We start from the raw sequence: 21,660 nt of genomic DNA, 5'->3' as shown, positions 1-21,660 counted from the left end.
CTATTTCTCCTGACTGACAGCCGCGCAAATCAAATTGATGCCGCGGGCCTGAATCTGATCGCGTGCCTCCAGCGGCAAGCGATCATCGGTAATAAGGGTATGGACGCTGCTCCATGGCAGTTCCAGGTTGGGGATTTTGCGGCCGATCTTGTCGGCCTCCACCATCACGACGACTTCACGGGCGACTTCGGCCATGACCCGGCTCAGCCCCAGCAATTCGTTGAAGGTGGTGGTACCGCGGACCAGATCGATGCCATCGGCACCGATAAACAATTGATCAAAGTCGTAAGAGCGTAGTACCTGCTCGGCGACCTGCCCCTGAAAGGACTCGGAATGCGGGTCCCAGGTGCCACCGGTCATCAACAGCACCGGTTCGTGCTCAAGCTCGCTCAAGGCATTGGCCACGTGCAACGAGTTGGTCATCACCACCAGTCCCGGTTGCTGACCGAGTTCCGGGATCATGGCGGCCGTGGTACTGCCGCTGTCGATGATGATCCGCGCATGCTCGCGAATCCGCGTGACGGCGGCACGGGCAATGGCTTGTTTGTATTTGGAGACGGGTTGGCCGATGTCAGCCACCAGTTCCTGAGGCATGGTGATCGCTCCGCCGTAACGACGCAGCAGCAGGCCATTACTCTCAAGCGCCGCCAGATCCTTGCGAATCGTAACTTCCGACGTTTCGAAGCGCTTTGCCAGCTCATCCACACTGACTTCGCCCTGCTCGTTGAGCAAGGTGAGGATATTGTGTCGGCGTTGGGGTGTATTGCGCTTCGACATGGGCTAGTAAGTTTCGATTCGAAAGATAACGGAAGCAATCAAAACCCATCGGCGAAACTTCGTCAAGCATGTTGCGATAAAAAGGCCTGTGTATAACCAAAAAAAATCGCAGCCTGCGGTGAGGGCTTTGGGGCCTGCCACAGACTGCGATTTTTTGGTTTTAAAGGGCTGTGGATAACTCAGCTCTTCTTGACCTTCTCCGGCCGCTTCCAGCCGTCGATATTTTTCTGCCGCGCCCTGCCTACCGCCAACTGTGCGTTATCCACATTCTGCGTGATGGTCGAACCAGCCGCCGTCGTAGCACCGGAAGAGATATCCACAGGTGCTACCAACGAGTTGTTGGAACCGATGAAGACATCTTCACCCAGAACGGTTTTCCACTTGTTGGCGCCGTCGTAGTTGCAGGTAATGGTGCCCGCGCCAATGTTGGTGCGCGCACCGACCTCGGCGTCCCCAAGGTAAGACAGATGACCGGCCTTCGCGCCTTCGCCCAGGTGAGCGTTCTTCAGTTCAACAAAGTTACCCACATGCGCGCGCGCTTCAAGCACGGTGCCCGGACGCAGGCGTGCGAACGGGCCGGCATCGCTGCCTTCGCCCAGAATCGCACCTTCGATATGACTGTTGGCCTTGATCACCACGCCTTTGCGCAAGGTGCTGTCCTTGATCACGCAGTTCGGACCGATCACCACGTCATCTTCGATGACGACTTTGCCTTCGAGGATCACGTTGATGTCGATCAGCACATCGCGGCCGACGGTGACTTCGCCGCGCACATCGAAACGGGCCGGGTCGCGCAGGGTCACGCCTTGGGCCATCAAACGGCGACCGGCGCGCAATTGATAGTGACGCTCGAGTTCGCAAAGTTGCTTGCGGTCGTTGGCGCCCTGCACTTCCATGGCGTCGTGCGGCTGCTCGGTGGCGACCACCAAACCATCGCTGACCGCCATGGCAATCACGTCGGTCAGGTAGTACTCGCCTTGGGCATTGTTGTTGGAGAGACGGCTCATCCAGCCACCCAGTTGGGCGAAAGGCAGGGCGAGAATCCCGGTGTTGCCTTCAGTGATCGCACGCTCGGCTTCGTTGGCATCTTTTTGCTCAACGATTGCCGTGACCTTGCCAGCGGCATCGCGGACGATGCGGCCATAGCCGGTCGGGTCGTCCAGCTCGACGGTCAACAGGCCCAGTTGCTGCGGTGCAACTTTCTTGAGCAGGCGTTGCAGGGTTTCGACTTCAATCAGCGGCACGTCACCGTAGAGAATAAGTACGGTATCGGACTCAATGAACGGCACTGCCTGAGCCACCGCATGACCGGTACCCAATTGTTTGTCCTGAAGGACGAAATTCAGGTCGTCCGCCGCCAGGCGCTCACGGACGGCTTCGGCGCCATGGCCGATCACCACATGGATGCGCTGTGGATCAAGTTGGCGGGCGCTGTGGATAACATGGCCAAGCATAGAGTTGCCGGCAATCGGGTGCAGAACTTTCGGCAATGCCGAACGCATGCGGGTGCCTTGGCCGGCAGCGAGGATAACGATTTCTAGTGACATGACTGGCTACCAATCCTGGGTGGTCAGCGGTTGCGACCAGGTTATGAACGTCGGAAAAGAAAAAAGGGTAGCCGAGGCTACCCTTTTTAATCAATCGCGCAACAATGATGGCCTATTAGCGGCCAAACTTCTTGCGGATCTGCTGGACGGTGCGCAGCTGTGCTGCAGCCTCGGCCAGACGTGCGGAAGCAGAACCGTAGTCGAATTCCGCGCCCCGCTCATGCAGGGCTTTCTCGGCAGCCTTGACGGCTTCCTGAGCGGAGGCTTCATCCAGGTCGGCAGCACGTTGCACGGTGTCGGCAAGAACCTTGACCATGTTCGGCTGAACCTCGAGGAAACCACCGGAGATGTAATACACCTCCTCTTCCCCGCCCTGCTTGATCAGGCGGATCGGACCCGGCTTGAGATTAGTGATCAGCGGCGCGTGACCCAGGGCGATACCAAGATCACCCAGTGCACCGTGCGCAATCACCATCTCGACCAGGCCGGAAAAGATTTCTCCTTCCGCGCTGACGATATCGCAATGGACTGTCATAGCCATCTGATTGCCTCAACCTAAATTAGCGCCCGTTACCGGGCGCCGGGATTACAGTTTCTTGGCTTTCTCGATCGCTTCTTCGATGCCGCCGACCATGTAGAACGCTTGTTCTGGCAGGTGGTCGTAGTCACCGTTGAGGATGCCTTTGAAGCCAGCAATGGTGTCTTTCAGGGAAACGTATTTGCCCGAAGAACCGGTGAAGACTTCAGCCACGAAGAACGGCTGCGACAAGAAACGCTGGATCTTACGAGCACGGTTTACCAACTGCTTGTCTTCTTCCGACAGCTCGTCCATACCCAGGATCGCAATGATGTCCTTCAGTTCTTTGTAACGCTGCAGAACATACTGTACACCGCGAGCAGTGTCGTAGTGGTCCTGGCCGATTACGTTCGGGTCCAGCTGGCGCGAAGTCGAGTCGAGTGGATCGATTGCCGGGTAGATACCCAGGGAAGCGATGTCACGGGACAGAACGACGGTGGCGTCCAAGTGGGCGAAGGTGGTCGCTGGCGACGGGTCAGTCAAGTCATCCGCAGGTACGTATACCGCTTGGATCGAGGTGATCGAACCGTTTTTGGTCGAAGTGATACGCTCTTGCAGAGTACCCATCTCTTCGGCCAGGGTCGGCTGGTAACCTACTGCGGAAGGCATACGGCCCAGCAGTGCGGATACTTCAGTACCGGCCAGGGTGTAACGATAGATGTTGTCGACGAACAGCAGAACGTCGTTACCTTCGTCACGGAACTTCTCGGCCATGGTCAGGCCGGTCAGTGCTACGCGCAGACGGTTACCCGGCGGCTCGTTCATCTGACCGTAAACCAGTGCCACTTTGTCCAGAACGTTGGAATCCTTCATCTCGTGGTAGAAGTCGTTACCCTCACGAGTACGCTCACCCACACCGGCGAACACGGAATAACCGCTGTGCTCGATGGCGATGTTACGGATCAGTTCCATCATGTTTACGGTTTTGCCTACACCGGCACCACCGAACAGACCGACTTTACCACCCTTGGTGAACGGGCAAACCAGGTCAATAGCCTTGATGCCGGTTTCCAGCAGGTCGTTGCCGCCCGCTTGTTCAGCGAAGGTTGGCGCAGGACGGTGAATGCCCCAGCGCTCTTCGGTGTCGATCGGGCCAGCTTCGTCGATCGGGTTGCCCAGAACGTCCATGATCCGGCCCAGGGTCGCTTTACCGACTGGTACGGAAATGGCTGCGCCAGAGTCATTGACTTCCAGACCGCGCTTCAAGCCCTCGGTGGAACCCATCGCAATGGTACGAACCACGCCGTCGCCCAGCTGCTGCTGAACTTCCAGGGTAGTTTCGGCCGCGCTCACTACTTTCAGCGCGTTGTAGATGCTCGGTACGCTGTCGCGTGGGAATTCCACGTCGATAACGGCGCCGATGATTTGAACGATACGTCCGCTACTCATAGCTGGATCCTCTGAATATTTGAACCGTTAAACCGCGGCAGCGCCGCCGACGATTTCCGAGATCTCTTGGGTGATCGCAGCCTGACGCGCCTTGTTGTAGATCAGCTGCAAATCGCTGATCAAATCACCGGCGTTGTCGGTAGCGTTCTTCATCGCGATCATCCGCGCAGCTTGTTCAGCCGCGTTGTTCTCGACCACCGACTGGTAGACCTGCGACTCCACGTAACGAACCATCAAGCCGTCAAGCAGCTCTTTGGCGTCCGGTTCGTAGAGATAGTCCCAGTGGTGCTTGAGTTCTTGATCCGGGGTTGCCACCAGTGGAATCAACTGCTCCACGGTAGGCTGTTGCGTCATGGTGTTGATGAACTTGTTGGACACCACGGACAGGCGGTCAATTCGGCCGTCCAGGTAGGCATCCAGCATCACCTTGACGCTGCCAATCAGATCATTGATCGACGGCTCTTCACCCAGGTGGCTGATAGCTGCTACGACGTTGCCGCCGAAGTTGCGGAAGAAAGCCGCACCCTTGCTACCCACTACACACAGATCAATCTCGACGCCGTTTTCGCGGTTTACCGCCATGTCCTTGACCAGGGCCTTGAACAGGTTGGTGTTCAAACCACCACACAAACCACGGTCAGAGCTCACCACAACGTAACCGACGCGCTTTACTTCACGCTCGATCATGAACGGGTGGCGATATTCCGGGTTGGCGTTGGCCAAATGACCAATAACCTGGCGGATGCGCTCCGCGTAAGGACGGCTAGCAGCCATGCGCATTTGTGCCCTGCGCATTTTACTGACCGCCACTTTTTCCATGGCGCTGGTAATCTTTTGCGTGCTTTTGATGCTCGCAATCTTACTGCGAATCTCTTTTGCGCCTGCCATGTAACACCTATCAGGTTAGCAAGCGGGAGCCTTGCGGCTCCCGCTGCGGCTTACCAGGTTTGGGTCGCCTTGAACTTCTCGATACCGGCTTTCATGCCCGCATCGATTTCGTCGTTGAAGTCGCCCTTCACGTTGATCTTCGCCATCAAATCGGCGTGATCGCGGTTGAAGAAGGAAATCAGCGCTTGTTCAAAGCTACCAATTTTGGCGATTGCGACGTCAGTCAGGAACCCACGCTCAGCGGCATACAGCGACAGCGCCATGTCAGCAATCGACATTGGTGCGTATTGCTTCTGCTTCATCAGCTCGGTAACGCGCTGACCATGGTCAAGTTGCTTACGGGTCGCTTCGTCCAGGTCAGAAGCGAACTGGGCGAATGCCGCCAGTTCACGGTACTGAGCCAGAGCGGTACGGATACCACCGGAGAGCTTCTTGATGATCTTGGTCTGAGCGGCACCACCCACACGGGATACCGAAACACCGGCGTTCACTGCAGGACGAATCCCGGAGTTGAAAATCGCCGATTCCAGGAAGATCTGACCGTCGGTGATGGAAATCACGTTGGTCGGAACGAACGCGGAAACGTCGCCAGCCTGGGTTTCGATGATCGGCAGTGCGGTCAGGGAACCGGTTTTGCCGGTCACTGCGCCGTTGGTGAACTTCTCTACGTACTCTTCCGAAACGCGGGATGCGCGCTCCAGCAGACGGGAGTGGAGATAGAACACGTCGCCTGGGTAAGCTTCACGGCCTGGTGGACGGCGCAGCAGCAGGGAAATCTGGCGATAAGCCACAGCTTGCTTGGACAGATCGTCATAAACGATCAGCGCGTCTTCACCGCGGTCGCGGAAGAATTCACCCATGGTGCAACCGGCATAAGGTGCCAGGTATTGCAGTGCTGCAGATTCCGAAGCGCTCGCTGCCACGATGATCGTGTTAGCCAGTGCGCCGTTTTCTTCCAGCTTGCGAACAATGTTAGCGATGGTCGATTGCTTCTGACCGATGGCTACATAGACGCAGAAAATGCCGCTGTCTTTCTGATTGATGATCGCGTCGATCGCCAGAGCGGTTTTACCGATCTGACGGTCACCGATGATCAGCTCACGCTGGCCACGGCCGACAGGGATCATGGCATCGACAGCCTTGTAGCCAGTCTGTACAGGCTGGTCTACCGACTTACGCCAGATCACGCCTGGAGCAACTTTCTCGACCGCATCGGTCAAGGTGTTGTTCAGTGGACCTTTGCCATCAATCGGGTTACCCAGTGCGTCGACTACGCGACCCAGCAGTTCCTTGCCAACCGGAACTTCGAGGATGCGGCCAGTGCACTTGGCGCTCATGCCTTCAGCCAGAGACTGGTAGGAGCCCAATACAACAGCGCCTACAGAGTCTTGCTCAAGGTTGAGGGCCATACCGAAGACGCCGCCCGGAAACTCGATCATCTCGCCGTACATTACGTCGGCCAGACCGTGAATCCGCACGATACCGTCAGATACGCTGACGACAGTGCCTTCGTTACGGGCTTGGGAGGTCACATCGAGCTTGTCGATGCGGCCCTTGATAATTTCACTTATTTCGGAAGGATTGAGTTGCTGCATTGCTCTGCTGCCCCTTCAAACTCAAGATTTCAATGCTTCGGCAAGGCTCGCGAGTTTGCCGCGAACCGAGCCATCGATAACCAGGTCGCCGGCGCGGATGACAATGCCCCCAATAAGGGATTTGTCTTCCTCGACTTGCAGGCGCACTTCCCGGTTGAGTCGTGCACTGAGAACCTTGGCGAGTTTGTCTTGCTGTTCTTGGTTCAATGCAAAAGCACTGGTCACTTCAACGTCTACCGACTTCTCTTGTTCGGCCTTGTACAGGTCGAACAGAGCGGATATCTCCGGCAACAGCGGGAGACGGTCGTTTTCGGCAACGACGTTGATGAAGTTCTGTGCCTTGGCATCAAACTTGTCGCCGCACACGTCAATAAACGTGGCGGCCTTGTCTGCGCTCGTCAGTCGCGGGGCCTTGAGCACGCGCTGCATGGTGTCGTCTTGCGACACTGCTGCAGCCAGGCCGAGCATGGCTGACCAAGAGGCCAGTTGCTGGTGGGCCTGGGCGTGCTCGAAGGCTGCCTTAGCGTAAGGTCGGGCCAACGTGGTCAATTCTGCCATGATCGCCCTCGCTTAAATTTCAGCAGCCAGTTTGTTTACCAGCTCCGCGTGCGCGTTTTGATCGATTGTGGAACCCAGGATCTTCTCGGCGCCAGAGACTGCCAGGCTACCCAGTTGGGCACGCAGCGCGTCTTTGACACTGTTCAGTTCCTGCTCGATCTCGGCCTGAGCCTGAACCTTCACACGGTCAGCGTCGATACGGGCTTTTTCAACAGCCTCTTCAACGATCTGGTTACCGCGTTTCTTGGCTTGCTCAATGATTTCGGCTGCCTGAGCTTTTGCTTCGCGCAGTTGTTGACCCGCTTTATCTTGGGCCAATTCCAGGTCGCGAGCTGCTCGGGCGGCAGCGTCCAGTCCATCCGCAATCTTCTTCTGACGTTCGTGCAAAGCCGCGATGACCGGAGGCCACACGAACTTCATGCAAAACAGTACAAAAATGAAGAACGCAACGGACTGGCCAATCAGGGTTGCATTAATGTTCACGCCAACACCTCGCTCGTTCGTTACACATCACACCAACTACTCGAAGGTTCGAGTAATTAGCCAGCGAGTTGACCAACGAATGGGTTCGCGAAGGTGAAGAACAGAGCGATACCAACACCGATCATGGTTACGGCGTCGAGCAGACCGGCAACGATGAACATTTTAACTTGCAGCATTGGAACCATTTCTGGCTGACGCGCTGCGCCTTCCAGGAACTTGCCGCCCAACAGGCCGAAACCAATTGCGGTACCCAGTGCGCCCAGGCCGATCAACAGTGCAACAGCGATAGCGGTTAGACCAACTACAGTTTCCATCTTTCCTCCCGACTTTTACGTCGTATGGTTTAGGTTTTTTAGATTTTAAAGCGGTAAAACAAATCGTTTCAAAGCCCTGTTCGGGCACCCACTCGTTTGACCGAGTGGGACATCAGACTAGTCGAGACTGGTCTTAATGGTTCTCTTCGTGCGCCATCGAAAGGTAAACGATGGTCAGCATCATGAAGATAAACGCCTGCAGGGTGATGATCAGGATGTGGAACACAGCCCACGCCCACTGCAGAACTACGCCCAGGCCGCTAAGCCAGAGCAGACCGCTGCCGAACATCACAGCAATCAGAATGAAGACCAGTTCGCCGGCGTACATGTTGCCGAACAGACGCAGTGCCAGCGAGATTGGCTTGGCGACCAGCGTCACGAACTCCAGCAGGAAGTTCACCGGGATCAGCAGGGCTTGAACGAAGATGTTCTTGCTGCCGAACGGGTGCAGGGTCAGTTCGCCGACAAAGCCGCCGATGCCCTTTACCTTGATGCTGTAGAAAATGATCAGTGCGAACACCGACAAAGCCATGCCCAGGGTCGCGTTCGGGTCAGTGGTCGACACTGCACGGAACGGAATGTGGTGGTCGCCGGTAATCAGGATGGCCAGCTGAGGAATCCAGTCGACCGGGATCAGGTCGACGGCGTTCATCAGGAACACCCAGACGAAGATGGTCAGTGCCAGCGGTGCAATCACCGGGCTACGGCCATGGAAGCTGTCTTTCACGCTGCCATCGACGAATTCGACCAATACTTCAACGAAGTTCTGCAAAGCACCAGGCTGACCGGAAGTCGCTTTCTTTGCCGCCATGCGGAAAAGAAGAACGAAGATCAGACCCAACGCGACCGACCAGCCGAGGGTATCGACGTGGAAAGCCCAGAAGCCCATTTCCTTGGCTTCTGCTGCGGTGTGGGCAAAACCCCACCCGCCAGTTGGGAGCTGACCGAAAGTCAGGTTCTGCAAGTGGTGCTGGATATAGCCCGAAGCGGTTGTTTCTGCCATGGTTGCCTCAAACGCCCTAAGGTCTCGAAAGTCTTGTTCTCATCAGCAGGGGCGCGAACCAGCTGACCAGTTGGGTCAACACGAAGACGCCGAATACAGCTAGCGGCGCCAATGGCTTCACACCTGCAAACGTCAATGCAAAGAGCACTGCCGTCAAAATCAGTTTGCCCGCCTCGCCGGCATAAAATGACCGGACGATGGCTTGAGCTGCTCGGGCGCCGGAAAACCGAAATGCCCTGTGAGCGAAATAAACATTGGGAAGCAAGGCTATCAGGCCTCCGCAAAGTCCTGAGTACCCGGCAACGACTCCATGCCATTGCCAAAGCGCCAAAGCAGCAATCAGCAAAACGACAAATTGAGCCATTAACACCGGAAAAACTGCCAGGCGATGGAACGGCAAGCGGTTTGGCGTGCGGCTTTCCATCACGTTTACTCTCCAATGGTCGGCTGCCAGAAATCAATAACTTGGCATAATTTGTGCCGACAAAATGCGCGCAGAGTATAGGGGCGGTTCAGCCCCTATTCAACTGTCAGGTAGTGATTTCCGACTGCACGCTACATGAGGAAATGTTTCAACGAATGTGTGCAAGCACACCTTGCAGTTCGTCGAGGGAGTTGTAACCAATGACCAACTGCCCTTTCCCCTTCTTACCGTGGCGAATCTGCACCGCAGAGCCTAGGCGCTCGGCCAGGCGCTGTTCAAGTCGGGCTATATCAGGGTCCGGTTTCACCGGTTCGGCAGGCTCCTGTTTGCCACTCAACCACTGGCGAACCAGTGCCTCAGTTTGGCGCACCGTCAGCCCCCGTGCGACAACATGTCGCGCCCCTTCTACCTGTTGATTCTCCGGCAAACCGAGCAAAGCACGCGCATGACCCATTTCCAGGTCACCGTGCGACAGCATGGTTTTGATAACTTCCGGCAACGCGATCAAGCGTAGCAGGTTGGCCACAGTCACGCGGGATTTGCCCACCGCTTCCGCAACCTGTTGCTGAGTCAGCTGAAATTCCTGCTGCAAACGCTGCAACGCAACGGCTTCTTCGATCGGATTGAGGTCTTCGCGCTGGATGTTCTCGATCAGCGCCATGGCGATGGCCGTTTCATCCGGTACATCGCGAACCATCGCCGGGATGGTTTCCTGGCCAGCCTGCTGGCTGGCACGCCAACGGCGCTCACCGGCAATGATTTCGAAGCGACCGCTGCCGATCGGACGAACCACGATCGGCTGCATCACACCCTGGGCCTTGATCGACTGCGCCAACTCTTCCAGCGCCTGAGGATCCATGTCCCGGCGGGGTTGGTACTTCCCGCGCTGGATCAGGTCCAGGGGCAGGTGCTGCAGCTCACGCTGGTCAGCTTGCACCGCTTGTTCTTCCAACGAGCTGACAGTCGGACCACTCAGCAGTGCATCCAGTCCTCGTCCGAGACCTCGTTTCTTGACGGCCATGGGATTCCTTAAGTTGCCTGAGCAGCGGCGGTGCGTGAGTTTTTGCGCTGACGGCGAACCATTTCGCCTGCCAAGGCCAGGTAGGCAATGGCGCCCCGGGATGTCTTGTCGTACGCCAACGCCGGCATGCCATAACTTGGCGCTTCGGCCAGGCGAATGTTGCGCGGAATCACGGTGTCGTAGAGCTGCTCGCCGAAGTGTTCCTTGAGCTGCGCGGACACATCGTTCATCAGGCTCAGGCGCGGGTCGTACATGGTCCGCAACAGGCCTTCGACTTTCAGATTCGGGTTCAGCAATTCGGCGATGCGCTTGATGTTATCCACAAGGTCGCTCAGACCTTCGAGCGCGAAGTACTCGCACTGCATGGGGATAATCACCCCATCGGCGGCCACCAGTGCGTTCAGCGTGAGCATCGACAACGACGGTGGGCAGTCGATCAAAATGTAATCGTAGTTTTCACGGATCGGCGCCAATGCACTGCGCAGGCGGCTTTCCTTCATCTGCATTTCCAGCAGAACCACTTCGGCCGCGGTCAGGTCGCGGTTGGCCGGCAACAGCTGGTAACCACCGTGCTCGGAGTAGTGCATGGCCTGGGCCAGGTCACATTCGCCGATCAGCAGGTCGTAGACCGAGTTTTCCAGACCGTGTTTATCCACACCGCTACCCATGGTGGCGTTGCCCTGTGGATCGAGATCGATCAGCAGCACCCGACGCTTGGTAGCGACCAGGGAAGCTGCGAGGTTGATGCAGGTGGTGGTTTTACCCACACCACCCTTTTGGTTCGCAATCGCGAATACCTTAGCCATTCTTGCTTGTGTTCCCAATCATGCCGTGCGGCGCAGTATCAGCAGATGGCGTTGGCCTTGGCAACCAGGTACGGCCAGGGCGTGTTCGCTATCGAGGTGGAAGTCTGCCGGCAATGCTACCAGCTCATCGGCCGGATGAACGCCCTTCATTGCCAGCCAGCGTGTATCGGCATCGCCGAGGTGGCGAGTCCAGTTACTGAAGTTCTCCATGCTGCTGAACGCCCGGGAAACAATCCCGTTGAATGGCTGTGCAGGGTGGAAAGTTTCAACGCGGCTGTGGATAACTTGCAGGTTATCCAGTTTGAGTTCGAGTTTGACCTGGGTCAGGAAGCGGGTTTTCTTGCCGTTGCTGTCCAGGCAAGTCACTTGGGACTCGGGAAACAGGATGGCCAACGGAATGCCCGGCATGCCGCCACCGCTGCCAACGTCCAGCCAGCGACCGTTTTCGATGAAAGACATCACGCTCAAACTATCGAGCAGGTGGCGAGAGACCATTTCGTCCGGATCGCGCACGGCGGTCAGGTTGTAGGCCTTGTTCCATTTGATCAACAGGGCCAGATAACCCAGCAGCTGCGCGTGCTGGGTTTCTGTCAGGATGACACCGAGCTGGCGAGCACCTGTGGATAACTCTTCGGCGTGTTGCGAGGTGACCAACGAACTCAAGCGCTTTGCTCCAACTGACGGCCCGCGCCGCGTTTTTTCAAATGAATCATCAACAGCGAAATGGCTGCCGGGGTGACGCCCGGGATACGTGACGCCTGGCCCAAGGTTTCAGGCCGGGTCGCGCCGAGCTTGCTCTGGATCTCTTTGGAGAGTCCGGAAATATTCGTGTAATCGATATCCACAGGCAGTTTGGTGTCTTCGCTGGCCCGCAAGCGTGCGATTTCATCCTGCTGACGGTCGATGTAACCGGCGTACTTGGTCTTGATTTCGACCTGTTCGGCGACTTGTGGATCTTCTGCGCCCCCACCAGTCACGGCAATCAGACCAGCGTAGTCGATTTCCGGACGGCTCAGCAGGTTGAGCAAATTGTATTCGTGGGTCAGCGGCGTACCGAACTTCTCGGAAATCGCATCGCCCTGCTCGGTGCCCGGGCGAACCCAGGTACTTTTCAGGCGTTGTTCTTCCAGGTCGATGCTTTCGCGCTTCTTGCAGAACGCCGCCCAACGCGCGTCATCGACCAGACCCAGTTCGCGACCTTTTTCGGTCAATCGCAGGTCGGCGTTGTCTTCGCGCAGGATCAGACGGTACTCGGCACGGGACGTGAACATCCGGTACGGCTCTTGGGTTCCGAGCGTAATCAGGTCGTCGACCAATACGCCGATGTACGCTTCGTCGCGACGCGGACACCAGGCGTCTTTGCCCTGGGCGCGCAGCGCAGCGTTGGCGCCGGCCAGCAAACCCTGGGCGCCGGCTTCTTCGTAACCGGTGGTGCCGTTGATTTGCCCGGCGAAAAACAGCCCGCCAATGACTTTGGTTTCCAGGCTGTACTTCAGATCACGCGGATCGAAATAGTCGTATTCGATGGCGTAGCCCGGCCGCACGATGTGGGCATTTTCCATGCCTCGGATCGATTGCACGATCTGCAATTGCACATCGAACGGCAGGGATGTGGATATCCCGTTCGGGTACAGCTCGTTGGTGGTCAAGCCTTCCGGTTCGATAAAGACCTGATGGCTTTCCTTATCGGCAAAGCGGTGAATCTTGTCTTCGATCGAAGGGCAGTAACGCGGGCCGATGCCTTCGATTTCGCCGGCAGCGGAATACATCGGCGAACGGTCGAGGTTCGCTGCAATGATTTCGTGGGTACGGGCGTTGGTGTGGGTAATCCAGCAGCTGACCTGTTTCGGATGCTGCTCTTTGGACCCCATGAACGACATTACCGGGATCGGCGTATCGCCCGCTTGCTCGGTCATAACCGAGAAATCCACAGACCGGCCGTCGATACGCGGCGGAGTACCGGTTTTCAAACGACCCACACGCAGTGGCAATTCACGCAGACGGTGAGCCAGAGCGATTGATGGCGGATCACCGGCGCGACCGCCGGAGAAATTCTGCAAACCGATGTGGATAAGTCCACCGAGGAATGTGCCAGTGGTCAACACCACGGAATCAGCGAAGAAACGCAGACCCATTTGGGTAACAACACCACGCACTTGTTCCTGCTCGACGATCAGGTCGTCAGCGGCTTGTTGAAATATCCACAGGTTCGGCTGGTTTTCCAATGCTTCGCGGACAGCGGCCTTGTACAGAACCCGGTCTGCCTGAGCGCGAGTTGCACGCACCGCCGGGCCTTTGCGGCTGTTCAACACGCGAAATTGAATACCACCTTTGTCGGTAGCCATGGCCATCGCGCCGCCAAGGGCGTCGATTTCTTTAACCAGATGGCTTTTACCAATCCCACCAATGGCGGGGTTGCAACTCATTGCTCCGAGGGTTTCCACGTTATGCGTCAGCAACAGGGTTTTCGCACCCATACGTGCTGAGGCCAGTGCTGCCTCGGTACCGGCATGACCGCCGCCGATGACGATCACTTCAAAACGGGAAGGGAAATCCACCACGCACCTCGTGCCTGCTTCAGTTAGGTAATCAGGAATAGTTTGAGCTCAGGTTTCTGGACCTGGTCGACAAGTATAGGGACTTCGCCCTTCCTAAAGAACCCTTTGCACAAAATTTAACCAGCTGTGGAGAAGTCGGGGTTATAGAAATTAAAAAGAGAGAAATTTATTAAATCTTTGTTTTTATGTTTATTTCTACTGAGGCTCATTTCTGTGGATAGATTGCCACAGGCCTTTATTTTCGATGTGTACAGAGATTCAAAACCCTGTGGTCATGTGGCAAAGAGACCCTTGGATAACCGGTTTAAGCCTGTGGATGAAAGAGGTGGTTATCCACAGAGGCGGTTATCTTCAGTTTTCAGGCCCTGTTATCAACTGCCCTTAGTGGCAGTTATTCACAGGGCTTAATCCACAGAAAAGCGCTCATCGGGTTAATTCCGGGCGAAGGAAAACCGCTCAACCAGAAATTATCTGCTCGGCACTGAGGGAAGATTTTTAAAAAAAGGGGACAGACAGGCGCGAATGGCCTGTCTGTGGACAACGGAGGGGTTATTTACCGATGCAGAAGCTGGAAAAGATTCGTCCCAACAGGTCATCGGAGCTGAATGCACCGGTGATTTCACCCAGCGAGTGCTGCGCCTGCCGCAAATCCTCGGCCAACAGCTCGCCGGCACCGGCCAGGGTCAACTGCGCCCGGCCATGCTCAAGGGATGCACTGGCATGACGCAGGGCCTCAAGGTGACGCCTGCGTGCGCTGAAGCTGCTTTCCGACGTCTGTTCGTAACCCATGCAGGCCTTGAGGTGGTCGCGCAGTAACTCCAGGCCATCGCCTGCGGACTTGGCACTCAGGCTGATGGTGACATGACCATCTTCACTGACTTCCAGGGCAATGGCTTCGCCCGTCAGATCAGCCTTGTTACGAATCAACGTGACCTTCGCTGGATCCGGCCGGATTTCGAGGAATTCCGGCCACAACGCGAAGGGGTCCAGCGCTTCAGGCGCCGTTGCATCGACGACCAGCAACACGCGATCCGCCTCGCCGATGGCTTTGAGTGCGCGTTCTACGCCGATTTTTTCCACGTGATCGTCGGTATCTCGCAGACCAGCGGTATCAACCACGTGCAGCGGCATGCCATCAATGTGAATATGTTCGCGAAGAATGTCGCGGGTTGTGCCGGCAATCTCGGTCACGATTGCGGCTTCCCGACCCGCCAAGGCATTCAACAGGCTGGATTTACCGGCGTTCGGCCGACCGGCAATCACCACGGTCATGCCGTCACGGAGCAAGGCGCCTTGCCCGGCTTCACGAAGCACGGTGGATAATTCATCGCGTACTTTGTCGAGCATGGCCAATACATGACCATCGGCAAGGAAGTCGATTTCTTCCTCCGGAAAGTCGATGGCTGCTTCGACATAGATGCGCAGGCCGATCAGTTGCTCGGTGAGGTTATGCACACGCTGGGAAAATGCGCCCTGCAAGGAACGCAGCGCATTTCGAGCCGCTTGTGCAGAACTCGCCTCGATCAAGTCGGCAATGGCTTCAGCCTGAGCCAGGTCGAGTTTGTCATTGAGGAAGGCGCGCTCGCTAAATTCACCGGGACGGGCGAGACGACAGCCAAGTTCCAGACAACGTTTGAGCAACATATCCAGAACAATCGGCCCGCCATGTCCCTGCAGTTCCAGCACGTCTTCGCCGGTGAAGGAGTTCGGTCCCGGGAAATACAGCGCAATGCCTTCGTCCAGCACCTCTTCGTTTGCACTGAGGAACGGGCCGTAATGGGCAAACCGCGGTTTCAATTCCCGACCGCTGATGGCTTTGGCCGCAAGGCTCGCCAACGGTCCGGAAATGCGGACGATGCCCACGCCACCGCGACCTTGAGCGGTGGCGACGGCTGCGATGGTTTCACGAGGAACGCTCATAAACCGGTATCCAGACAAAAGTGACAGATAGCAAAACGCCCCACTAGGGGGCGTTTTGAGTGGTTATCCACAGTGTAAATCAAGCGGCTGCTTTGGTAGCCCGTTCGATTTTACGAGTGATGTACCACTGTTGAGTGATGGACAGGCAGTTGTTCACTACCCAGTACAGCACCAGACCAGCCGGGAACCACAGGAAGAAGAAGGTGAAGATGATTGGCATCAGCTTCATCACCTTGGCCTGCATCGGATCCGGAGGAGTCGGGTTCAACTGCTGCTGGATGAACATGGTTGCACCCATGATGATCGGCAGAATGAAGAACGGATCCTTGATCGACAGGTCAGTAATCCACAGCATGAACGGCGCTTGGCGCATTTCAACGCTTTCCAGCAGAACCCAGTACAGCGAAAGGAAAACCGGCATCTGCACGAGGATTGGCAAGCAACCACCCAGCGGATTGATCTTCTCTTTCTTGTACAGCTCCATCATGGCTTGCGACATTTTCTGCCGGTCATCGCCATGTTGCTCTTTCAGCGCGGCCAGTTTCGGGGCCACTGCACGCATGCGCGCCATGGATTTGTAGCTGGCGGCCGACAGAGGGAAGAACAAACCCTTGATCAGCATGGTCAGGAAGATGATCGACCAGCCCCAGTTACCGACGATGGCGTGGATATGTTGCAGCAACCAGAAGATTGGCTGGGCAATGAACCACAGGATGCCGTAGTCGACGGTCAGTTCCAGACCTGGGGACAACTCTTTCAGCACAGCCTGGCTTTTCGGGCCGGCGTACAGAACAGCGCTGACTTCAGCTTTAGCACCTGGCGCGACAGTCAATGCCGGGGCGGTATAGCCGATGATGTAGTTGCCTTTGCTGTCTTTACGGGTCTGGACGACATTGTTTTCGCCCTTCGCCGGAATCCACGCGGTCACGAAGTAGTGTTGCAACCAGGCAACCCAACCACCGTTGACGGTTTCTTTCAACTGAGCCTTGTCCATGTCCTTCATCGACACTTTCTTGTACGGCTCGTTACTTGTCCACAGGGCGGCGCCCAAGTAAGTCGCGGTGCCGGTGGCAGTGCTGGAAGAAGGATCGGAGCTGGCGTCACGCTTCAGCTGGGCGAACATCGCACCCGACCAAGGCTTGGCGCTTTCGTTGTCGATCAAGTAGGAAACGGTTACGTCATACAGGCCGCGTTTCAGTGTGAAGCGCTTGATGTAGTTGACGCCGTCCTTGCTGAACTTCAGGTCTACGACCAATTGGTCCTGACCGTCAGCCAGTTGATAAACCTTCTTCTCCGAGGCGTAAACCGGACGACCGGCAGGACTTGCGTCCGGACCGTCGGTGCCGATCAAACCGCTTTGAGCCAGATAAGTCCGCTCGTTGCCGTTATCGAACAACTGGAACGGGATTTCCGGATGGTCCTGGCGACGTGGATACAGCGGCAGCGTCAGCTGGGCAACATCACCACCTTGTGGATCGATGGCCAGGTTGAGCACATCCGTTTTGATCTGGATGAGGTCTTTGCTTGCAGCTACTGGAGTTTCAGCAGGTGCAGTGGCACTGGTATCGCTTGCGGCGCGTGGAATGTCGTCACTGACAGAAGCATTATTGCCAGTAGCCGAATCCGGTAGGCCCGGTGCGGTAGTACTGGAAGCAACATTCTGAGTCGGCAGGGCAGCCTGGCCATAGTCCTGGTTCCATTTAAGAACCATAACGTAGGACACGATTGCCAGGGCGACGATCAGGATCGTGCGTTTGATATCCATGATTACTCGGCCATCGAAGAAGAACGGGAGGTAGGGATAGGTGGAACCGGGTCATAACCACCGGGATTCCACGGATGACAGCGACCTAAACGACGAAAGGCCAGCCAGCCACCGCGCAGAAGACCATGATTTTCTATGGCCTCTAACGCGTAGCAGGAACAACTGGGGTAGAAGCGACAGTGGTTGGCCATCAGGGGACTAATGGCATAGCGATAAAACTGGATCGGAACGAGTGCCAGTTTACGCATCGGGACTGTCTACCCCTACAGTTTCGGTTTTGACTGCTGGTACTGGCGTGCTGCGTGCCAGACGCTTCCAGAGCTTGCCGAAATGCTGAATCAATTCGGGGTTTTCTACGTCACCCAAACCTTTGCGCGCGACGATAACGATGTCCCAGCCGACCAGTGAATCCTGGTGCAGACGGAACGATTCGCGCATCAGACGTTTGAGGCGATTGCGCTCGACGGAGAGCTTTACGCTCTTTTTCCCGATAACCAACCCGAGACGGGGGTGATCAAGATCGTTGTTGCGCGCAAGGAGCAGGAGATTTTTCCCCGGAACCTTGCCGGTAGGGGAGTCAAAGACTGCCTTGAAATGCCGGGGAGTAAGCAGACGCTTTTCCCGACTGAAGTCCTGACTCACCTCCAGTGCCGGCTTATCAAACTGCCAGACGCGCACGACCTTTGGCGCGACGACGCGACAGAACGGCACGACCGTTCTTGGTAGCCATGCGAGCACGGAAACCGTGGGTACGAGCGCGTTTGATAGTGCTTGGTTGGAAAGTACGTTTCATTGTCGTGTTACCTGGTTCGTCCACAACGGGCCGGAATGGCCCCCGTTTTAAGAGACCGGGGATTCTAGAGAAAGCAAGCCTCTAGGTCAATTTCCAACCAGCGTTTCCTTATAAATAGATCTCCAGGGGTTTTGTTCGTGATTAACCCCTCGTTAGAAATAGAAATAAGAAAGGAATTATTTAAAGCTTTTCTGTAAAGCTTATAAAAGCTAGGTAGGCGATCATCTGTGGATAACTACCTTCATGCCTTGTACTACGGGCTGTACAGAGAATGACAACTACCGTGGAAAACAGGGGGCAGCCTGTGCTGCGCTGTCGGATAACCTGTGTGTGAAAGGGCTTGTTATCCACAGGCTTGTTATCCACCGAGTTTCCCCCCTACTTGTGCAACGACCTTAGACCCGGTTATCCACAGAGCTTATGCACAGACCGCTGGTCGTCTTTTTTGCGTATAAAACATTGATTCTTCTTGTTCAGTGCTCCACCTACGTGTGGATAAGTCAGCGTCTGGTCGCTACAATGGCCGCTTGTTTTTGCCTCACCGGCTTTCAACTTAGGGGATATCCGTGTCAGTGGAACTTTGGCAGCAGTGCGTGGAGCTTTTGCGCGAAGAGCTGCCTGCCCAACAATTCAACACTTGGATCCGTCCACTACAGGTCGAAGCCGAAGGCGACGAGTTGCGTGTCTACGCACCGAACCGCTTTGTTCTCGACTGGGTCAACGAAAAGTACCTGGGCCGCGTTCTCGAACTGCTGGATGAGCATGGCAACGGCATGGCGCCGGTACTGTCCTTATTAATAGGCAGCAAACGCAGTTCGGCACCGCGCGCTGCGCCGAATGCGCCGTTGGCTGCCGCAGCGTCTCAGGCTCAGGCTGCTCAAGCACCTGCCAGTGCTCCGACGCCAGCGCCGACTGCCAGCGCACCGACCAAGCGTGCGACGCAAAAAGTGGCCGAGATCAATGAAGAGCCGTCTCGCGACAGCTTCGACCCGATGGCCGGCGCCAGCTCGCAGCAAGCTCCGGTTCGCTCCGAGCAACGCACGGTGCAGGTCGAAGGCGCGCTCAAGCACACCAGTTACCTGAACCGCACCTTCACCTTCGAAAACTTCGTCGAAGGTAAGTCGAACCAACTGGCCCGGGCCGCGGCCTGGCAGGTGGCGGACAATCCCAAGCACGGTTACAACCCGCTCTTCCTTTATGGTGGCGTCGGCTTGGGTAAAACCCACTTGATGCATGCTGTGGGTAACCACCTATTAAAGAAGAACCCGAATGCCAAGGTCGTTTACCTGCATTCGGAGCGTTTCGTGGCCGACATGGTCAAGGCACTGCAACTGAATGCCATCAACGAGTTCAAGCGCTTCTACCGTTCGGTGGATGCGTTGCTCATCGATGACATTCAATTCTTTGCCCGCAAGGAACGTTCGCAGGAAGAGTTTTTCCACACCTTCAACGCCCTGCTTGAAGGTGGCCAGCAGGTCATTCTCACCAGTGATCGCTACCCGAAAGAAATCGAAGGTCTCGAAGAACGTCTGAAATCCCGCTTCGGCTGGGGCCTGACGGTTGCCGTCGAGCCGCCGGAGCTTGAAACCCGCGTGGCGATCTTGATGAAAAAGGCCGACCAGGCCAAAGTCGATCTGCCACATGACGCGGCGTTCTTCATTGCCCAGCGTATTCGCTCCAACGTCCGTGAGCTGGAAGGCGCGCTGAAACGCGTGATCGCCCACTCGCACTTCATGGGCCGTGACATCACCATCGAGCTGATTCGCGAATCCCTGAAAGACTTGTTGGCGCTGCAAGACAAACTGGTCTCTGTGGATAACATTCAGCGAACCGTCGCCGAGTACTACAAGATCAAGATCTCCGACCTGCTGTCCAAACGTCGTTCACGTTCGGTTGCACGTCCGCGTCAGGTTGCAATGGCATTGTCCAAAGAGTTGACTAACCACAGCCTGCCGGAAATCGGCGATGTGTTTGGCGGCCGCGACCACACGACTGTTTTGCACGCCTGTCGCAAGATCAACGAGCTTAAGGAATCCGACGCGGACATCCGCGAGGACTATAAGAACCTGCTGCGTACACTGACCACTTGATGAACACCAGCGCAGCTTATTAAGGCAAGGGACTAGACCATGCATTTCACCATTCAACGCGAAGCCCTGTTGAAACCCCTGCAACTGGTCGCAGGCGTCGTTGAGCGCCGACAGACCTTGCCGGTGCTCTCCAACGTGCTGCTGGTTGTCGAAGGCCAGCAATTGTCGCTGACCGGTACCGACCTGGAAGTCGAGCTGGTCGGTCGTGTGCAACTTGAAGAGCCGGCAGACCCAGGTTCCATCACTGTGCCTGCGCGCAAGCTGATGGACATCTGCAAGAGCCTGCCGAACGATGCGCTGATCGACATCAAGGTCGACGAGCAGAAGCTGGTGGTGAAGGCTGGTCGTAGCCGCTTCACCCTGTCGACCCTGCCGGCCAACGATTTCCCGACAGTGGAAGAAGGCCCGGGCTCGCTGACCTGCAGTCTGGAACAAAGCAAACTTCGTCGTCTGATCGAGCGCACCAGCTTCGCCATGGCTCAGCAGGACGTTCGTTATTACCTGAACGGCATGCTGCTGGAAGTTTCCGAAGGCATCATCCGCGCCGTGGCCACCGACGGTCACCGTCTGGCCATGTGCTCGATGAAGGCCGATATCGGTCAGCCGGATCGCCATCAGGTCATTGTTCCGCGCAAGGGCATCCTTGAGCTGGCGCGCCTGCTGACCGAGCCGGACGGCATCGTCAGCATCGTGCTGGGCCAGCACCATATCCGCGCGACCACCGGCGAGTTCACGTTCACCTCGAAACTGGTCGACGGTAAATTCCCGGATTACGAGCGTGTTCTGCCCAAAGGCGGCGACAAATTGGTACTCGGCGACCGTCAGGCGTTGCGTGAAGCCTTCAGCCGTACCGCGATTCTGTCCAACGAGAAGTACCGTGGTATTCGACTGCAACTGGCTAACGGTCAGCTGAAAATCCAGGCGAACAACCCGGAGCAGGAAGAAGCGGAAGAAGAAGTGGGCGTTGAATACAATGGCGGCAATCTGGAAATCGGCTTCAACGTCAGCTACCTGCTCGACGTACTGGGCGTGATGACCACCGAGCAAGTTCGCCTGATCCTGTCCGATTCCAACAGCAGTGCGCTGGTGCAGGAATCCGACAACGACGACTCGGCTTACGTTGTCATGCCGATGCGTCTGTAATGTTCAGCA

At 56.4% G+C, this 21,660-nt stretch carries 22 protein-coding genes; 2 read left to right on the top strand and 20 right to left on the bottom strand.

The window, feature by feature from the left end; genetic code table 11:
• From AC07N8_RS11225 to rpmH, 20 genes are all read right to left on the bottom strand, one after another.
• Positions 1-777 carry a DeoR/GlpR family DNA-binding transcription regulator gene (locus AC07N8_RS11225; protein ID WP_027926217.1) on the bottom strand — a complete coding sequence of 259 codons (777 nt, stop codon included), beginning with the start codon at positions 775-777 and terminating at the stop codon, positions 1-3.
• A 179-nt stretch (positions 778-956) separates the two neighbouring features.
• Positions 957-2,324 (bottom strand): bifunctional UDP-N-acetylglucosamine diphosphorylase/glucosamine-1-phosphate N-acetyltransferase GlmU, encoded by a 1,368-nt coding sequence (gene glmU, locus AC07N8_RS11220; protein WP_493143622.1) that lies wholly within the window; start codon positions 2,322-2,324, stop codon positions 957-959.
• A 115-nt stretch (positions 2,325-2,439) separates the two neighbouring features.
• Positions 2,440-2,865 carry a F0F1 ATP synthase subunit epsilon gene (locus tag AC07N8_RS11215; RefSeq protein WP_483841550.1) on the bottom strand — a complete coding sequence of 142 codons (426 nt, stop codon included), beginning with the start codon at positions 2,863-2,865 and terminating at the stop codon, positions 2,440-2,442.
• A gap of 45 nt (positions 2,866-2,910) precedes the next feature.
• Positions 2,911-4,290 (bottom strand): F0F1 ATP synthase subunit beta, encoded by a 1,380-nt coding sequence (atpD, locus tag AC07N8_RS11210; protein ID WP_483841549.1) that lies wholly within the window; start codon positions 4,288-4,290, stop codon positions 2,911-2,913.
• A 27-nt stretch (positions 4,291-4,317) separates the two neighbouring features.
• Entirely contained in the window at positions 4,318-5,178 is an 861-nt protein-coding gene (atpG, locus tag AC07N8_RS11205) for a F0F1 ATP synthase subunit gamma (RefSeq protein ID WP_483841548.1), read from the bottom strand.
• Between the two features lie 50 nt (positions 5,179-5,228).
• Positions 5,229-6,773, bottom strand: a complete 1,545-nt coding sequence (gene atpA, locus AC07N8_RS11200) for a F0F1 ATP synthase subunit alpha (RefSeq protein WP_046030894.1) — start codon at positions 6,771-6,773, stop codon at positions 5,229-5,231.
• A gap of 21 nt (positions 6,774-6,794) precedes the next feature.
• Positions 6,795-7,331: a F0F1 ATP synthase subunit delta gene (locus tag AC07N8_RS11195; protein WP_008027533.1), complete on the bottom strand. Its 537-nt coding sequence runs from the start codon at positions 7,329-7,331 to the stop codon at positions 6,795-6,797.
• Positions 7,332-7,343: 12 nt separating this feature from the next.
• Positions 7,344-7,814, bottom strand: coding sequence for a F0F1 ATP synthase subunit B (locus AC07N8_RS11190; RefSeq protein WP_007948090.1), 471 nt, complete (start codon positions 7,812-7,814; stop codon positions 7,344-7,346).
• A 56-nt stretch (positions 7,815-7,870) separates the two neighbouring features.
• Entirely contained in the window at positions 7,871-8,128 is a 258-nt protein-coding gene (gene atpE / locus AC07N8_RS11185; RefSeq protein ID WP_002555987.1) for a F0F1 ATP synthase subunit C, read from the bottom strand.
• 133 nt (positions 8,129-8,261) lie between these two features.
• Positions 8,262-9,131, bottom strand: a complete 870-nt coding sequence (gene atpB / locus AC07N8_RS11180) for a F0F1 ATP synthase subunit A (protein ID WP_483841547.1) — start codon at positions 9,129-9,131, stop codon at positions 8,262-8,264.
• Between the two features lie 16 nt (positions 9,132-9,147).
• Positions 9,148-9,555, bottom strand: a complete 408-nt coding sequence (locus AC07N8_RS11175) for a F0F1 ATP synthase subunit I (protein WP_010465473.1) — start codon at positions 9,553-9,555, stop codon at positions 9,148-9,150.
• A gap of 148 nt (positions 9,556-9,703) precedes the next feature.
• On the bottom strand, positions 9,704-10,576 hold the full coding sequence (locus AC07N8_RS11170; RefSeq protein ID WP_008027541.1) for a ParB/RepB/Spo0J family partition protein: 873 nt from the start codon (positions 10,574-10,576) through the stop codon (positions 9,704-9,706).
• An 8-nt stretch (positions 10,577-10,584) separates the two neighbouring features.
• On the bottom strand, positions 10,585-11,382 hold the full coding sequence (locus AC07N8_RS11165) for a ParA family protein (RefSeq protein ID WP_027926208.1): 798 nt from the start codon (positions 11,380-11,382) through the stop codon (positions 10,585-10,587).
• Positions 11,383-11,400: 18 nt separating this feature from the next.
• Positions 11,401-12,045: a 16S rRNA (guanine(527)-N(7))-methyltransferase RsmG gene (gene rsmG, locus AC07N8_RS11160; RefSeq protein WP_493143627.1), complete on the bottom strand. Its 645-nt coding sequence runs from the start codon at positions 12,043-12,045 to the stop codon at positions 11,401-11,403.
• Positions 12,042-13,940: a tRNA uridine-5-carboxymethylaminomethyl(34) synthesis enzyme MnmG gene (gene mnmG, locus AC07N8_RS11155; protein ID WP_046030913.1), complete on the bottom strand. Its 1,899-nt coding sequence runs from the start codon at positions 13,938-13,940 to the stop codon at positions 12,042-12,044. The genes rsmG and mnmG overlap by 4 nt, the downstream gene beginning before the upstream one ends.
• Before the next feature lie 549 nt (positions 13,941-14,489).
• Positions 14,490-15,860, bottom strand: a complete 1,371-nt coding sequence (mnmE, locus tag AC07N8_RS11150) for a tRNA uridine-5-carboxymethylaminomethyl(34) synthesis GTPase MnmE (RefSeq protein ID WP_493143629.1) — start codon at positions 15,858-15,860, stop codon at positions 14,490-14,492.
• Positions 15,861-15,939: 79 nt separating this feature from the next.
• Positions 15,940-17,625 (bottom strand): membrane protein insertase YidC, encoded by a 1,686-nt coding sequence (gene yidC, locus AC07N8_RS11145; protein ID WP_123433233.1) that lies wholly within the window; start codon positions 17,623-17,625, stop codon positions 15,940-15,942.
• Positions 17,626-17,627: 2 nt separating this feature from the next.
• A complete protein-coding gene (gene yidD / locus AC07N8_RS11140) occupies positions 17,628-17,873 on the bottom strand; it encodes a membrane protein insertion efficiency factor YidD (RefSeq protein ID WP_077430980.1) in 246 nt (81 codons plus the stop codon).
• Positions 17,866-18,267 (bottom strand): ribonuclease P protein component, encoded by a 402-nt coding sequence (gene rnpA / locus AC07N8_RS11135; RefSeq protein WP_027926203.1) that lies wholly within the window; start codon positions 18,265-18,267, stop codon positions 17,866-17,868. The genes yidD and rnpA overlap by 8 nt, the downstream gene beginning before the upstream one ends.
• Before the next feature lie 16 nt (positions 18,268-18,283).
• Complete coding sequence (rpmH, locus tag AC07N8_RS11130) at positions 18,284-18,418, bottom strand: 50S ribosomal protein L34 (protein ID WP_003213577.1); 135 nt, start codon at positions 18,416-18,418, stop codon at positions 18,284-18,286.
• 566 nt (positions 18,419-18,984) lie between these two features.
• Here rpmH and dnaA point away from each other — a divergent pair.
• The gene (gene dnaA, locus AC07N8_RS11125; protein ID WP_123433235.1) at positions 18,985-20,508 is read left to right on the top strand and encodes a chromosomal replication initiator protein DnaA; all 1,524 of its coding nucleotides are present in this window, start codon (positions 18,985-18,987) and stop codon (positions 20,506-20,508) included.
• A 39-nt stretch (positions 20,509-20,547) separates the two neighbouring features.
• Entirely contained in the window at positions 20,548-21,651 is a 1,104-nt protein-coding gene (dnaN, locus tag AC07N8_RS11120) for a DNA polymerase III subunit beta (RefSeq protein ID WP_008155702.1), read from the top strand.
• Positions 21,652-21,660 lie beyond the last annotated feature (9 nt).

This window comes from Pseudomonas sp. GW821-FHT10C09, from assembly GCF_059415465.1.
The sequence above is the reverse complement of the archived record's forward strand: the minus strand, read 5'-3'. Positions and strand labels throughout refer to the sequence as shown.